Annotated in this window: 12 protein-coding genes; 9 read left to right on the forward strand and 3 right to left on the reverse strand. The window is 64.4% G+C overall.

Annotated features, from left to right (window positions below):
- Nucleotides 1-135 precede the first annotated feature (135 nt).
- From ACKTSM_RS13015 to ACKTSM_RS13035, 5 genes are all read left to right on the forward strand, one after another.
- Nucleotides 136-1,011: a DMT family transporter gene (locus tag ACKTSM_RS13015; protein WP_407875069.1), complete on the forward strand. Its 876-nt coding sequence runs from the start codon at nucleotides 136-138 to the stop codon at nucleotides 1,009-1,011.
- A gap of 573 nt (nucleotides 1,012-1,584) precedes the next feature.
- Nucleotides 1,585-4,257 carry an aconitate hydratase AcnA gene (acnA, locus tag ACKTSM_RS13020; protein WP_407875070.1) on the forward strand — a complete coding sequence of 891 codons (2,673 nt, stop codon included), beginning with the start codon at nucleotides 1,585-1,587 and terminating at the stop codon, nucleotides 4,255-4,257.
- Between the two features lie 8 nt (nucleotides 4,258-4,265).
- The gene (locus tag ACKTSM_RS13025; protein WP_407875071.1) at nucleotides 4,266-4,727 is read left to right on the forward strand and encodes a rhodanese-like domain-containing protein; all 462 of its coding nucleotides are present in this window, start codon (nucleotides 4,266-4,268) and stop codon (nucleotides 4,725-4,727) included.
- A gap of 51 nt (nucleotides 4,728-4,778) precedes the next feature.
- The gene (locus ACKTSM_RS13030) at nucleotides 4,779-5,300 is read left to right on the forward strand and encodes a rhodanese-like domain-containing protein (protein WP_407875072.1); all 522 of its coding nucleotides are present in this window, start codon (nucleotides 4,779-4,781) and stop codon (nucleotides 5,298-5,300) included.
- A 178-nt stretch (nucleotides 5,301-5,478) separates the two neighbouring features.
- The gene (locus ACKTSM_RS13035; protein WP_407875073.1) at nucleotides 5,479-6,645 is read left to right on the forward strand and encodes a hypothetical protein; all 1,167 of its coding nucleotides are present in this window, start codon (nucleotides 5,479-5,481) and stop codon (nucleotides 6,643-6,645) included.
- A gap of 607 nt (nucleotides 6,646-7,252) precedes the next feature.
- Here the strand turns inward: ACKTSM_RS13035 and ruvB are convergent.
- The 3 genes from ruvB to ruvA are packed head-to-tail and all read right to left on the reverse strand — an operon-like array spanning nucleotide 7,253 to nucleotide 9,428.
- Entirely contained in the window at nucleotides 7,253-8,293 is a 1,041-nt protein-coding gene (ruvB, locus tag ACKTSM_RS13040) for a Holliday junction branch migration DNA helicase RuvB (protein WP_407875074.1), read from the reverse strand.
- On the reverse strand, nucleotides 8,290-8,820 hold the full coding sequence (locus ACKTSM_RS13045; protein WP_407875075.1) for a DsrE family protein: 531 nt from the start codon (nucleotides 8,818-8,820) through the stop codon (nucleotides 8,290-8,292). Before ACKTSM_RS13045 ends, ruvB begins: the two co-directional genes overlap by 4 nt.
- Nucleotides 8,820-9,428, reverse strand: coding sequence for a Holliday junction branch migration protein RuvA (ruvA, locus tag ACKTSM_RS13050; protein WP_407875076.1), 609 nt, complete (start codon nucleotides 9,426-9,428; stop codon nucleotides 8,820-8,822). The genes ACKTSM_RS13045 and ruvA overlap by 1 nt, the downstream gene beginning before the upstream one ends.
- Nucleotides 9,429-9,643: 215 nt before the next feature.
- On the opposite strand from ruvA, the gene aroC reads away from it, so the two are divergent.
- From aroC to katG, 4 genes are all read left to right on the forward strand, one after another.
- Nucleotides 9,644-10,729, forward strand: coding sequence for a chorismate synthase (gene aroC, locus ACKTSM_RS13055; RefSeq protein WP_407875077.1), 1,086 nt, complete (start codon nucleotides 9,644-9,646; stop codon nucleotides 10,727-10,729).
- A gap of 197 nt (nucleotides 10,730-10,926) precedes the next feature.
- Entirely contained in the window at nucleotides 10,927-11,493 is a 567-nt protein-coding gene (gene ahpC / locus ACKTSM_RS13060) for an alkyl hydroperoxide reductase subunit C (RefSeq protein ID WP_407875078.1), read from the forward strand.
- A 199-nt stretch (nucleotides 11,494-11,692) separates the two neighbouring features.
- Entirely contained in the window at nucleotides 11,693-13,282 is a 1,590-nt protein-coding gene (gene ahpF / locus ACKTSM_RS13065; RefSeq protein ID WP_407875079.1) for an alkyl hydroperoxide reductase subunit F, read from the forward strand.
- A gap of 170 nt (nucleotides 13,283-13,452) precedes the next feature.
- Nucleotides 13,453-15,666, forward strand: a complete 2,214-nt coding sequence (gene katG / locus ACKTSM_RS13070) for a catalase/peroxidase HPI (RefSeq protein ID WP_407875080.1) — start codon at nucleotides 13,453-13,455, stop codon at nucleotides 15,664-15,666.
- Nucleotides 15,667-15,699 lie beyond the last annotated feature (33 nt).

Genomic DNA, 15,699 nt, shown 5'->3' on the forward strand with positions numbered 1-15,699 from the left:
GCGTTTCGCCCGTGAATATACCCGAGTTCGCCGATCGCTATCAAGCATTGCTGATTTCGCTGGGCTGAATTTGCTAACGTTTCGCCTGTCACGATCGCGTGACCTTTGCCCGGGCGCGCATTATTGCAGCCGCGAATGTCCGATCCCGCCTCCCCGAAGCTCCGTCGCCTTGCTCCCTTCGCCGCTGCCGCGCTGGGGATCGGTTTCCTGTCGCTCATGGACGCCTTCATGAAACAGGCCGCGCTCGCGACCGGAGCCTACACTGCTACCGTTCTGCGCAGTTTCGTCGGCGCGGCACTCATCGCGCCGTTCTGGCTGTGGCGCTGGCCTGGCTGGCCCAAGCGCGCCGTGCTCAACCTGCATGTCGAGCGCGGCATCATCTCGGCCTTCATGGCGCTGAGTTTCTTCTTCGCGCTCACGAAGCTGCCTCTTGCCGAGGCAATCGCGATCAGCTTCGTCGCCCCGCTCATCGCGCTTTATTTCGCGCACCTGTTCCTGGGTGAGGAAATCCGCCGCGAGGCGATCCTTGCGAGCATCCTTGGGCTAGCGGGAACGCTGGTCATCGTGGGTGGGCGGATCGGCCAGGGCGCGCTCGACCGCGATGCCGCGCTCGGGCTTGCATCGCTCATGTTCTCGGCCCTGCTCTATGCCTACAATTTCATCGTCATCCGTCGCCAGAGCCAGCGCGCCGGACCGGTCGAGATCGCCACGTTCCATAGCGGGATCGGCGGGCTGGTCCTTCTGCTTTTCGCACCGTTCCTGGGCACGGTGCCCGAGCCTGCATCGCTGATGCCGATTGCTGCCGCGGGCGCACTGACCGTTGCCGGCGCGCTGGCGATCGCCTGGGCCTATGCCCGGGCCGAGGCACAGGCGCTGGTACCGATCGAATATTCGGGCTTCCTGTGGGCGAGCCTGTTTGGCTGGGCGTTCTTTCGCGAACCGGTCGCGCTGCCAACCATAGCTGGCGCTGTGCTCATAGTATCGGGCTGCTGGCTCGCGACGCGCAAGTAAGCGGGTCCGGTCCGGCGGTTCAGGCGCCAAAAATATGCCGGGACGCCAGGCACGAAGACCTGCCGTCCCGGCACCGGCCGCTTCGTACAGCGATCAGGGGGGCACCTGGGTCACCGCCGCAGAGGTAAGCAGCCATTTGCCGGAACGCCTGAACGGAGGCGCCCGGCAATGGGAACCGGTCTTGCTGCCGGCTTATGTCGAAAACACGAACGCCGCGCCGAAACAGGCGAATACGGCCATTATCGCGCCGAGCACTCCCGCGCCGAGACTGGCCCGATTGTCCTCGAAATCTCCGCCCTCGTTCATGACGCTTCGTCCCCTCGCGTGCCGTCAGCCTGTTTTTCGTATGTGCAAGTCAGGCTGTGGCACAGGGCGAGCAGGCTGCTAAGTAAACACTTGTAAAGCGCTCGCCTGCGCCCCTCCCGCTCCACGCCCGGGCGCGCCGGTCAGGCGCGCAGGTGACGTGGCCCTTGACCAATGCGGCTCAGTCTAGCACTTGCCGCAGCAAGTTTACCCGCACGCGCGCGCGACGCCTCTCCCCCGCGCCGCCAGAACACGAAGGAACCCATCTGCATGACCGCAACCGGCAAGGATACGCTCGGCACCCGCTCGACCCTCGAAGTCTCGGGCAAGACATACGCCTATTACTCGCTTTCCAAGGCGGCTGAGAAGCTGGGTGACGTGTCGAGGCTGCCGATTTCGCTCAAGGTGCTGCTCGAAAACATGCTGCGCTTCGAAGACGAGGGCTTCACCGTCGGACAAGAGCACGCGCAGGCGCTCGTCGACTGGCAGAACGATCCCAAGACCGGCAACGAGATCCAGTATCGCCCGGCGCGCGTGCTTCTCCAGGATTTCACCGGCGTGCCGTGCGTGGTCGATCTCGCGGCGATGCGCGATGCGATCAAGCAGCTCGGCGGCGACACCGCCAAGATCAATCCGCAGGTCCCCGTGAACCTCGTGATCGATCACTCGGTCATGGTCGATGAATTCGGCCACCCCAAGGCGATGGAAGCCAACATGGCGCTCGAATATGAGCGCAATGCCGAACGCTACGATTTCCTCAAATGGGGATCGAAGAGCTTCAAAAACTTCTCCGCAGTGCCTCCGGGCACCGGAATCTGCCATCAGGTCAATCTCGAACACATCGCCAAGGGCGTGTGGGCAAGCGAAGGACCAGACGGCGAGATGGTGGCCTATCCCGACACCTGCGTCGGCACCGACAGCCACACCACCATGATCAATGGCCTCGGCGTGCTGGGCTGGGGCGTCGGCGGGATCGAGGCCGAAGCGGCCATGCTTGGCCAGCCCATCTCGATGCTGATCCCCGAAGTCGTCGGCTTCAAGCTGACCGGCAAGATGGCCGAAGGCGTCACCGCGACCGACCTCGTGCTGACCTGCGTGCAGATGCTGCGCGAGGTGGGCGTGGTGGGCCGCTTTGTCGAATTCTACGGCGAAGGCGTTGCCAATCTCACCCTTGCCGACCGCGCGACCATCGCCAATATGGCTCCGGAATATGGCGCGACCTGCGGCTTCTTCGGCATCGACGACAAGACCATCGACTATTTGCGGCTTACCGGTCGCAGCGAAGACGAGATCGCTTTGGTCGAAGCCTATTCAAAGGAACAGGGCATGTGGTTCGATCCGGCCCACGAGCCGGTCTTCACCAACACGCTCGAACTCGACGTATCGTCGGTCGTGCCCAGCCTTGCCGGACCCAAGCGCCCGCAGGACCGCGTCACGCTCCCGCAGGTCGACGAGCTGTTCAACACCGATCTCAAGACCGTTTACGGCAAGGACGAGCCGCACCGCACCGCTGTCGAAGGCGTGGACCACGATATCGGCGATGGCGATGTCGTGATCGCGGCGATCACCAGCTGCACCAACACCTCGAACCCCGACGTGCTGATCGCTGCCGGCCTGGTGGCCAAGAAGGCGAACGAGCTGGGCCTGAAACCCAAGCCCTGGGTCAAGACCAGCCTCGCACCGGGCAGTCAGGTGGTTACCGATTACCTCGTGAAATCGGGCCTCCAGGACGATCTCGACGCCATCGGATTCGACCTGGTCGGTTATGGCTGCACCACCTGTATCGGCAATTCCGGGCCGCTCGCCCCGCCGATTTCCGCGGCGATCAACAACGAGGATATCGTGGCCGCGAGCGTGCTGTCGGGCAACCGCAATTTCGAGGGCCGCGTCTCGCCAGACGTGCGCGCCAATTTCCTCGCCTCGCCCCCGCTGGTCGTGGCCTATGCGCTCAAGGGCACAGTGACCGAGGACATCACCACCACGCCGATCGGGCAGGACCAGAACGGCAATGACGTTATGCTCGCCGATCTTTGGCCGACCAATGCCGAGATCGCCGAACACCGCGCAGCCAATATCGACCGCTCGATGTTCGAGACGCGCTACGCCAATGTCTATGACGGCGACGAACACTGGCAGGCGATCACGGTCGAACCGTCGGACACCTATCAGTGGCGCGCGGGTTCGACCTATGTCGCCAATCCGCCCTATTTCGAAGGCATGGACATGACGCCCGCGCCGATCACCGACATCGAGAACGCCAAGCCGCTCGCGATCCTCGGCGATTCGGTCACCACCGACCACATCTCGCCCGCCGGTGCGATCAAGGAAGACTCGCCCGCCGGCAGTTATCTCAAGTCCAACCAGGTCGCGAAGAAGGATTTCAACTCCTACGGCTCGCGCCGCGGCAATCACGAAGTGATGATGCGCGGCACCTTCGCCAATATCCGCATCCGCAACGAGATGGTCCCCGGCGTCGAAGGCGGCGTGACCACCTATAATGGCGAAGAGATGCCGATCTATGATGCCGCGATGAAGCACCAGGCCGACGGCACGCCGCTGATCGTCGTGGGCGGCAAGGAATACGGCACCGGCTCCAGCCGCGATTGGGCGGCCAAGGGCACGATCCTGCTCGGAGTGCGGGCAGTGATCGTCGAAAGCTTCGAACGTATCCACCGCTCGAACCTCGTCGGAATGGGCGTGCTGCCCTTGCAGTTCAAGGACGGCGACACCCGCAAGACGCTTGGTCTTGGCGCTAACGACACCTTCTCGATCAAGGGTCTCGCCGGGCTTACCCCGGGCCAGGACGTCGAAATCGAGGTCACGCACGAGGATGGCACGAAAAAGACCTTCACCGCCCAGTGCCGGATCGATACCGCGAACGAGATGGAGTATTACCGCAATGGCGGCATTCTCCATTACGTGCTGCGCAAGCTCGCGGCCTGATCAACGCCGTGCGCCGCGTTTACGCTCTTCTGCTTCCCGCCGCAGCGCTTGCAGCCTGCGCGCCGGGCGGCAGTGAGAGCGAACGCGGCGGCAGCCTCGTGCCTTTCGAGGTCGCGCGCGCACAGCCGGGCGACGACGTGGCCGGATTGCAAGGCGTCGTCACAGAGGTCTCGCCCGAGGAATTGCGCGCGATGATGGACCGCGAGGACTTGCGGCTGATCGACGTCAGGACCGCCGAAGAAGTGGCCGAGGGCATGATCGAAGGCGCCGAGCACATTCCACTCGACCGGTTCGATCCTGCTGCACTCGATTATTCGGATGGCCGCCGGATCGTGCTCTATTGCCGCTCGGGAAGGCGTTCGGGGATCGCGGGCAGCGCGCTCGCGCTCCACCTTGCCAAGCCGGCCATGCACCTTGCAGGCGGAATCAAGGCCTGGCGACAGGCAGGCTACCCGGTCTCGGCGCGTTAACCGCCGGGTCACGGTTCGAGACTGACAATGCTTCCCGGAGAAAGGGAGGCCATGATGCGATATTCGATGTTCATTTTGCCGCTGCTTGCAGCGCTCGCCGCGTCGAGTGCCGCAAGGGCCGAGGACAGGCTGCCGCCATCATCGGTCGATTATGCCGGTTTTCAGGCCCTGGTCGTTGAACTCGCCGAGATCCGCGACACCCGGTTGCTTGCTCGCGAGGAATTCTTCGCCCGAGCTCGGAGTGACGATGCGCTGATCCTCGACACGCGCTCTGCCGAGGCTTTTGCCGCAGGCCATGTCGAAGGCGCGGTCAACCTACCCTTCTCGGACTTCACCCAGGACAAGCTGCTGGCGGTGATAGGGCCCGACCGAGATCGGCCGATATTCATTTACTGCAACAACAATTTTACCGAAGACGCCTTCCCGGTGCGGCTGAAGCGAGCGCCGCTTGCGCTCAACATCCCGACTTTCGTCAACCTTTTTGGCTATGGCTACACCAATGTCTGGGAGCTCGAAGGGACCATGACGACCGATGAGGTGCCCTGGGTGCGCGCGCCCGTATTGCAGGATTAGTCTCGGCCAACTTGCCGGATACAAAAAGGGCGGCATCCCATCGCGGGAGCCGCCCATTCTGCATTAATTTTCCAGAGAATTTCAGGCGTCGGCCTTGGCGTCCCCGAACTTCCGGCGGCCGAGGATCGCGGCGGCTGCGAGGCCGAACAGGATCATCATCGGCGGTGCGGGAACTTCGGTGCCGCCGCTCGAGGACGAGGACGACGAAGACGATGAGGAACTGCTCGAAGAGGAGCTCGTGGTGCCTCCGAAGCTCGACGTGCTGCCGCCCGAACTCGAACCCGAGCTCGACGATGAAGACGAGCTGCTGCCCGAGGACGACCCCGATGACGAGCTGCCCGAAGACGAAGAGGACGACGAGGAAGACGACGACGAGGACGAGCTGGTAGAGCTGGTCATGTCACCCGAAGTGCTGCCGCCCGAAGACGAGGAAGACGAGGACGAGGAGGACGATGACGAGCTAGAGGACCCCGACGAGCCGCTGCTGGTGGAGCCGGGATGGCCGCTCGAACCGCCCGAGCTCGAACCGCTCGAAGAGCTGCTCGAAGAGGAGGAACTGCTGCTCGAACCCGAGGAGCTGCCACCCGAGCTCGAACCGCTCGACGATCCGCTCGAAGAGGACGAGCCGCTGCTCGAACCTGACGAGCCGCTGCCACCCGAGCTCATGCCGCCGCTCGAAGAGGACGAACTCGACGAGGACGAACTCGACGAACTCGAAGACGAGCTGGACGATGAACTGGAGACATTGCCCGAGCTGCTCGACACATTGCCCGACGAACTCGAAACATTGCCCGAGGAACTCGAGACATTGCCAGACGAGCTCGAGACTGCACCCGTGCTCGAGGACACCGCGCCGGTGCTCGAAGAAACAGCACCCGTGCTCGAGGACACAGCGCCCGTGCTCGACGAAACCGCGCCGGTCGAACTCGAGACATTGCCCGAAGTGGTCGAACTGGTGCTGCTGATCGCCCCGGTGCTCGACGACACGGCCCCGGTGGTCGACGAAGTCGAGACCTCGCCGGTCGAAGAGGTGATCGAGCCTGTGGACGAGGTCGAGGTCACTCCACCGGTGGTCGAAGTCACGGTGCCCGAAGTGGTCGAATTGTCGATGTCGATATCGACATTGATGTCACCCGACGAACCGCCAGGCTCGCCGCCGGTCGTGGTGGTGCTGACCACCGAGACATCGCCAGACGACGACCCGCCGCCGCCGAAGAATCCGCCGAAGAACCCGCCACCGAATCCTCCGCCAAAGCCGCCGCTGCCGCCAACGACGACCGGACCGCCACCAAAGCCGCCACCGCCGCGGATCGGCGGGAGCGGGGGAAGCGGAGCCGGCGCATAGGCGACCTGCGCGATCGGCGGGCACTCGGCATTGTCGATATAGGCGCTGGTCGCACCGGCGGGCAGCGGTGCGTTGCCGGCGACGGTTCCGTAGGCGCCCTGGCCCGGCGCGCCGGCGCCGTAACCGGGAAGAGGCTGGCACTCGAGCGTGCGCTCGACGATGCGGCGACGGCGCGGCTCAGGCTCGGGAAGCGGCGGCACCTCGCGGATGCGCTCGGTCTTCACGTAACGCGGCTCGGACACCGGGACCGCCTGCGGCGCGGTCTCGACCAGCTTGCCATCGGCATCGGTCGTGAAGCGCGGCTCGTCCGTGTTCATCGGCTCCGCTACGCGCACCGCACCGCCCTGGAGAAGAGCGATGCCGGCGGCGGTGGCCGCGAGTTTGGCTGTTACCATCTTGATCGACATGAGTACCGAACCTTGTTGCCTGGCCTGGCTTGATGCGGCCCACCCGCAACTTCACCAATTCCAGACCCTTCATGCGATCAGTCCTTCCCCTACGGCAATGCGGTTAACCATGAAACGCGCCGGCTAACGGCTCCAAACCCGACGAATCCGTGGTCTTTCAGGGGCCTTGTCCCGTTTTGACACCGAATAACCGGTTCGCGTTATCCGTTTTCGTCGAACATGGTGCGCTGGCCACCGCCGCGCGGGACCGGACGGTCGAGGCCGAGATGTTCCCACCCGGCATCGTTGAGCACCCGTCCGCGCTCGGTCCGGGCGAGCAGGCCGAGCTGGATGAGATAGGGCTCGATCACTTCCTCGACCGTGTCGCGCTGCTCGGCGAGCCCGGCTGCAAGCGCGGCGACGCCGACCGGCCCGCCCTTGTAGGTCTGCGCGATCATCGTGAGGTAGCGCCGGTCCATCGCGTCGAGGCCGAGCCGGTCGATTTCTAGCCTAGTCAGCGCGTCGTCAGCGACAGAGCGGGTGACCTTTTCGCCGCCCGCGACATGGGCGAAATCGCGCACCCTTCGCAGCAAGCGCCCGGCCACGCGAGGCGTCCCGCGCGAGCGCCGCGCGATCTCGCGCGCGCCCTCGGCATCGATGTCGAGCCCGAGCAGCCGCGCCCCGCGCTTCACCACCTGGTCGAGCTCGTCATGGCCGTAGAACTGCAATCGCACAGGGATGCCGAACCGGTCACGTAGGGGCGTGGTGAGCAGCCCTTGCCGTGTGGTCGCGCCAACCAGCGTGAACGGCGGAAGATCGATCCGCACGCTGCGCGCCGAAGGCCCCTCGCCAATCATGATGTCGAGCGCGCGGTCCTCCATTGCGGGATAGAGCACTTCCTCGACCACCGGGTTCAATCGGTGGATCTCGTCGATGAAGAGAACGTCATGCGGTTCGAGATTGGTGAGCAGCGCGGCAAGGTCGCCCGCCTTGGCGATCACCGGGCCGGAAGTGGCGCGAAAGCCCACGCCGAGCTCGGCCGCGACAATCTGCGCGAGCGTGGTCTTGCCGAGGCCCGGAGGACCATGGAAGAGCGTGTGGTCCATCGCCTCGCCGCGCGACCGCGCCGCCTCGATGAAAACCCGCAGATTTGCGCGCGCCGATTCCTGACCGATGAATTCGCCGAGCGATTTCGGACGCAGCGCGGCATCGGGATCGTCGGCCTGGCGATCGGGCGAATGGAGGGGGACGGGATCGGTCAAAACGGGTTCAACGTATAGCCCTGTTGCTGCAACAGCGCATGGGCCGTCATCGCGGACAGATCCATTTCCACTCCCTCGATCAGCGCGTCATTGGTCACGCCATGGGCCGCAGCGCTCTGGCCGCAGACGATGAAGCGCACGCCGGCATCGATCATGGCACGCACCATTTCAGCCGAGCCATTGCCTTCGCGCGCGACAAGATCGTGCACCGCCGAGCCGTGGACGACGACCGCGAGCTCGATCCGGTCTTCGAGCACCCCTGCCCCGACATGCATGTTGAGGAACCGTGCTGCGCTTTCGAAGCCGCGATTGCGCGTGCCGTCCTCTGCCTTGCGAGCGACATCGAAAGCGATGGCGAAGCGTTCGAACTGCGCGAGCGGGCGGGTCATCTCGACTGGCGCATGCGGTCCGAAATCGTCAAAAACCGGGCCGGTCTCGAACGCCGAGAGGTCGGCCTGCGCATTGGCGGGACTTGCCAAGAGCATTGCAAGAAAGGCGGCGAATATCGGTTTGTTCATCACGCTCATCACCCTGCCGCCTTTTTCAATGCCACGCGGATCAGGTCGCCCTCGCCCGCATCCTCGCCCAGTTCGGATTGCGCGCGCGCCACCGCTTGCGCGGCGACAGCGGGCTTGAACCCGAGATTTTCGAGCGCCGAGACCGCGTCCGCGCTAGCCGATCCCGACGCGCTCACCGCCGCGATCCCCGCGCTGGTCGTTCCGCCGCCGGGAAGCGCACCTGCCTTTTCGGCCAGCTCGTTGACGATCCGGCCTGCAAGCTTCGGCCCCACGCCGTTGGCGCGCGCCACGCTTGCTGCATCGCCGGCCGCGCAGGCATCGCGCAATTCGCCGGTCGACAGCGCGGACAGGATCGCCAGCGCGACCTTGCTTCCCACGCCCTGCACCTGTGTCAGCATCCGGAACCAGTCACGCTCGGCGCTGGTGGCAAATCCGAGCAGGCGCATGTCGTTCTCGCTCACCTGCAAATCGGTGTGGACGCTGCACGCCTCGCCGATTGCGCCCAGCGCACTCAGAGTGCGCGCCGAGCAATGGACCAGATAGCCGACGCCCGCGACATCGACGATCGCCCAGTCTTCGCCCGTTTCATCGAGGCGGCCCGATAGCTTTGCAATCATGGTTTGTTCCTGCCTCAAGCGGGTTTCGAAAGCCAGCCCCGTGCGCGGTCTTATCGCCAGCAGCGGATAAAGCACCCCAGCGGGCTCGATTGGATACGCTCGCCAAGCGCAGTTCGTCATGGATGCGCACCGCATCGCCGCGTGCCGGGGCAGGAAATTGCTTCACCGCGTTCAGACCGGCTCGACACCGCGCGCGCGGGCGCTAAGCAGGAGCCATGAGCTTCAACACCTTCGGACGAATGCTGCGCTTCACGACCTGGGGCGAAAGCCACGGGCCGGGCCTAGGCGTGGTGATCGATGGTTGCCCCCCGGGGCTGCGACTGCGCGAACAGGACATCCAGCCCTTCCTCGATGCGCGCAAGCCCGGGCAGAGCAAGTTCACCACCCAGCGGCGCGAGGCCGACCAGGTGCAGATCCTTTCGGGCGTGTTCGAGGACGGCAAAGGCCAGCAGGTCACCACCGGCACTCCGATCCACCTGATGATCGCCAATACCGACCAGCGATCGAAGGATTATTCGCAGATCGCCAAGAGCTATCGCCCCGGCCATGCCGATTACGCCTATGACGCCAAATACGGTATTCGCGACTATCGCGGCGGCGGCAGGTCGAGCGCGCGCGAGACCGCCGCGCGAGTGGCGGCAGGCGCCGTGGCGCGGCTGATCATCCCCGAGGTCAGCCTTATCTCCTATGTCTGCGAGCTGGGAGGCGACGGGATCGAGCGGGACGCGATCAACCGCGAGGAAATCGCGCGCAATCCCTTCTTTTGCCCCGACAGCTGGGCAGCGAGGCGCTGGGAGGAAAAGGTCGAGGCCGCGCGCAAGTCAGGCTCCTCGCTCGGCGCCGTGGTCGAATGCGTGGCCGAAGGCGTGCCCGCGGGCTGGGGCGCGCCGGTCTATGCCAAGCTCGACAGCGAGCTTGCGAGCGCGATGATGAGCATCAACGCCGCCAAGGGCATCGAGATCGGCGATGGTTTTGCCGCCGCCCGGCTGACGGGCGAGCAAAACGCCGACGAGATGCGCCCGGGCGATGACGGCAAGCCGGTCTTTGCCAGCAATCACGCGGGCGGCACGGCGGGCGGCATCTCGACAGGGCAGCCGGTGGTGTGCCGGGTGGCGTTCAAGCCGACCAGCTCGATCCTGACCCCGGTCAAGTCGATCAATTCCGACGGCGAGGCGACCGAGGTCGTGACCAAGGGTCGCCACGATCCGTGCGTCGGCATACGCGGCACTCCAGTGGTCGAAGCGATGATGGCGCTGGTTCTGGCCGATGCGAAACTGATGCACCGCGCACAGTGCGGGTGACGATCGCGGCGCTCCACCGGACACCGAGCGCACGCCCCGCCTGAACGCATCATTGGGAACCGGCTGCGCCCTGATCGTTTCCACTTATTGAAATTTCCGATCTCGACAATCGGCAGAAACTGCTTTTGTGCGGCGCGGCAATGCCCATATGCGGCACTGACAGTTTCACCCTCAACCAGACACAAGGACAAGCACCCATGGGTATCATCGGATCGACCATCAAACCGTTCAAGGCGACCGCCTTCAAGGCCGGCGAAGACTTCTACGAAGTCACCAATGAGGACATCGCCGGCAAGTGGGCGGTGTTCTTCTTCTACCCGGCTGACTTCACCTTCGTGTGCCCGACCGAGCTCGAGGACATGGGCGAGAAGTATGAAATGCTTCAGCAGATGGGCGTCGAGGTGTTCGGCGTTTCGACCGACACCCATTTCAGCCACAAGGCCTGGCACGACACTTCCGACAAGATCGGCAAGCTCAAGTTCCCGTTCCTCGGCGACCAGATGCACGCGCTTGCCAACAATTTCGGCGTGCTGCGTGAAGACAGCGGCCTTGCGGACCGCGCAACCTTCGTCGTCGATCCCGACGGCGTGATCCAGATCATGGAAATCACCTGCGAAGGCGTCGGCCGCAATGCCAACGAACTGACCCGCAAGATCAAGGCTGCGCAATATGTCCGCGACAATCCGGGCCAGGTCTGCCCGGCAGCTTGGGAAGAAGGCAGCGACACGCTCGCGCCCTCGCTCGACCTCGTCGGCAAGATCTAAACGATCCTTACAGGAACGCGGCACTCTCCCCCTCCCCCCCCCGCCGCGTTTCGAACCCCGCCTGGGCCAGCAATGGCCCGGGATCAGGGAGGGCCGGGAGCCCCTGCACCCCCCCGCAGGAGGTTCCCGGTCCGACCCTTGCGGGAACGATGGGAGGGGTTCGATTTTCCCAATATCGCCAGCCTTGCGGAGACGGCCGATGCTCGATGCGAACATGACAGCACAGCTCAAGCAATACCTTGCCAATCTGCGCGAGGACGTGGAGCTTGTCGCCTCGCTTGATGACAGCGAGAAGAGCGCGCAAACGCGCGAATTGCTGACGGAGATCGCCGCGCTTCACGACGATGTCAGCGCGTCCTTCGACGGCACCGATGATCGCAAGCCCAGCTTTACCATTCGCCGCGCGTCGGATGCGGACAGGTGGGTGCGCTTTGCAGGGCTGCCCATGGGGCACGAATTCACCTCGCTGGTGCTCGCCTTGCTGTGGGCCGGTGGCCACCCGCCCAAGGTCGATGCCGACCTGATCGAACAGGTCCGCGGCCTCGAAGACGATCTCGAGTTCGAGATGTTCTTCTCACTCTCGTGCCACAACTGCCCCGACGTGGTGCAGGCGCTGACCCTGATGGCACTCGAGAACCCGCGCATTCAGGCGACGTTGATCGAAGGCGGTGCCTTCCAGACGGAAGTCGAGGAGCGCGGCGTGCTCGCGGTTCCGGCGACCTTCCTTAACGGCGAGCCCTTCTTTAACGGCAAGATGGAACTGGGCGAGATCCTCGCCAAGCTCGACAGCGGCGCCGATGCGAAGGCGGCCGAAAAGCTGTCGGCAAAGGATCCGTTCGAAGTGCTTATCATCGGCGGTGGCCCGGCGGGCGCTGCAGCGGGCGTCTATACCGCGCGCAAGGGCTTTCGAACCGGCATCGCGGCCGAACGGTTCGGCGGGCAATTGCAGGACACGCTCGGGATCGAGAACCTGCCCGGCACCGCCTATACCGAGGGACCCAAGCTGTCCGACAATCTCAAGAGCCAGGTGCTCGACAACCAGATTGACCTTATCGACCTGGCGCGCGCGACCGAGCTTCGCCCCGCGAGCGAGGCCGGCGGACTGCACGAAATCGCCTTTGCCAACGGCGCGGTGCTGAAATCGCGCAGCCTCGTCATTGCGACCGGGGCGCGCTGGCGCAATCTCGGCGTTCTCGGCGAAGCCGAATACCGCAACAAGGGCGTGGCCTACTGCCCGCATTGCGACGGACCGCTGTTCAAGGGCAAGCGTATCGCGGTGATCGGCGGCGGCAATTCGGGCGTCGAGGCGGCGATCGACCTTGCCAAGATTGTCGGCCACGTCACGCTGATCGAATATGACAGCAAGCTGCGCGCCGACGAGGTGCTCCAACGCAAGCTCAAGAGCCTTGCCAATGTCGACATCGTCACCAACGGCCAGACCACCGAGGTCACCGGAGACGGCAAGCGGGTGAACGGCCTCGTCCTCAAGGATCGCGAAAGCGGCGAGGAACGGCGCATCGATCTCGAAGGCGTTTTCGTGCAGATCGGGCTCGTGCCCAATACCGAATGGCTCGCCGAAAGCGGCCTCGAACTGTCCAGGTTCGGCGAGATCATCACTGACGAGCACGGCGCGACGAACAAACCCGGCATCTTTGCCGCGGGCGATGCGACCATCGTTCCCGACAAGCAGATCGTCATCGCCATGGGCGAAGGCGCAAAGGCAGGGCTTGGCGCGTTCGATTACTTGATCCGCAACGAACCGGCAGGCGAGATCGCGCAGGCCGCGTGACTTGCCGCAAGGGGCTGTCGGAAAAGCCAATCCGGCGGGCCTTCGCTGATCGCTTCAATCAATCAATAATCGCGCATTAATCGATTGGACTGATTAAAGGAAACGGCGCATTCTTCTCTCATCCGTGCGGGCCATCCCTCGAGTCCGCCGTCAGTCAGGAGGAGAAGACCATGGATGCCAAGACAGGCGAGATGAGCGGCTGCCCGTTCAGCGGCAATGGCGCGGCGCGCACGCTGCTGGGCCGAACCAATAAGGATTGGTGGCCCGAGGCGAGCGCGCTCGAGATCCTGACCGAGGACGGGCGTTCGGCCAATCCCTATGGCGAGGACTTCGATTACCCGGCGGCTTTCAATGCCATCGATTACGATGCTCTCAAGGCCGACCTGGCCGCGCTCATGACCGATAGCCAAGACTGGTGGCCTGCCGATTATGGCCATTACGGTCCCTTCTTCATCCGCATGGCGTGGCACGCGGCGGGCACCTATCGCACCGGCGACGGGCGCGGCGGCGCATCGTCCGGCCAGCAGCGCTTTGCCCCGCTCAACTCCTGGCCAGACAACGGCAATCTCGACAAGGCGCGCCGCCTGCTCTGGCCGATCAAGCAGAAATACGGGAAAGGCATCAGCTGGGCCGACCTGTTTATCCTCACCGGCAATGTCGCGATCGAATCGATGGGCGGCCCGGTCTTCGGCTTTGGCGGCGGCCGCGCCGACGTGTTCGAACCCGAGCTGGTCTATTGGGGCAGCGAGGAGAAATGGGTCGATGAAGGCGTCGAGACGCGCATCATTCCCGACGAGGGCAAGGCGCTCGAAAACCCGCTGGCAGCAATCCAGATGGGCCTCATCTACGTCAATCCCGAAGGACCCGGCGGCAATCCGCACGACGCAGAAGGCATGGCGCGCGACATGCGCGAGACCTTTTCAAGGATGGCGATGAACGATGAGGAAACCGTCGCCCTGACCGCTGGCGGTCATGCTTTCGGCAAGGCGCACGGGGCCAAGCCATCCGACACGTTCGGCGGCGCGCCCGAAAGCGAGGCGCTCGAACTGATGGGCTTTGGCTGGCTCAACGACGAGGAAGAGATAGGCAAGGGCCACATCACGACCTCGGGCATCGAGGGCGCGTGGACCCCGAACCCGACCGAATGGGGCAATGACTATTTCCGGCTGCTGTTCAAATACGAATACGAGCTGGTCCAGTCGCCCGCCGGCGCGAACCAGTGGCAGCCGATCGATCCCGACCCCGAGGACATGGCGCCCGATGCGCGCGATCCTTCGAAGAAAGTCCCGACCATGATGACCACCGCCGACATGGCGCTCAAACGCGACCCGGAATATCGCAAGATTTCCGAGCGTTTCCGGGACGACCAGGCCGCGCTCGACGATGCGTTCGCGCGCGCATGGTTCAAGCTGTGCCACCGCGACATGGGCCCCAAGGTCCGTTACATGGGTCCCGAGGTTCCGGGCGAAGACCTGATCTGGCAGGACCCGGTTCCCGCCGGCGCCAAGCCTTCCGACAGCGACGTGTCGTCCTTCAAGCAGGCGGTGCTCGATAGCGGGCTCGGCGTCAGCGAGCTGGTGAAGGCGGCCTGGGCCTCGGCCTCGACCTATCGTCGCAGCGATCATCGCGGCGGAGCGAATGGCGCGCGCGTCCGGCTTTCCCCGCAAAAGGACTGGGCGGTCAACGATCCCGACGAGCTGGGCAAGGTGCTTTCCAGGCTCGACGATCTGCGCGGCTCGCTCTCGATGGCCGATGCCATCGTGCTGGCGGGCGCGGCAGCGGTCGAGAAGGCGGCCGAGGATGCTGGGTTCGATATCAGCGTCAATGTCACCACCGGTCGCGGCGATGCGGGCGAGGAGCACACCGATGCCGAAAGCTTCGAGCCGCTCGAACCGTTCGCCGACGGTTTCCGCAACTATCTCAGGACCAAGGCCAACGTGAAGACCGAGGACATGCTGATTGACCGGGCGCATCTGCTCGGCCTGTCGATCCCCGAAATGACCGTGCTGGTCGGCGGGATGCGGGCGCTGGGTGCGGTTAGCCGCCATGCCGATCACGGCGACCGGATCGGCGTGCTGACTGACCGCGTCGGCCAGCTCACGCCCGACTTCTTCCGCAACCTGCTCGACATGGGCACCAAGTGGGAAGTGGTCGATGAGAGCGGCGACGAGGAATATGTCGGGCGCGATCGCAAGAGCGGCGACGAAAAATTCCGCGCCACTCGCACCGATCTCGTCTTCGGTTCCAACTCGCAGCTGCGCGCTCAGGCCGAGGTCTATGCCGAAAGCGGCAACGAGGAAAAGTTCGTGCGCGATTTCGTCGCCGCGTGGACCAAGGTGATGGACGCCGACCGGTTCGACCTCGCCTACGCCAGATACAAGTGACGCAGCATTCCCTCGCCCTGATCGGATGACATC

It is taken from the genome of Qipengyuania nanhaisediminis, from assembly GCF_045862805.1.
Lineage (GTDB): Bacteria > Pseudomonadota > Alphaproteobacteria > Sphingomonadales > Sphingomonadaceae > Erythrobacter > Erythrobacter nanhaisediminis_A.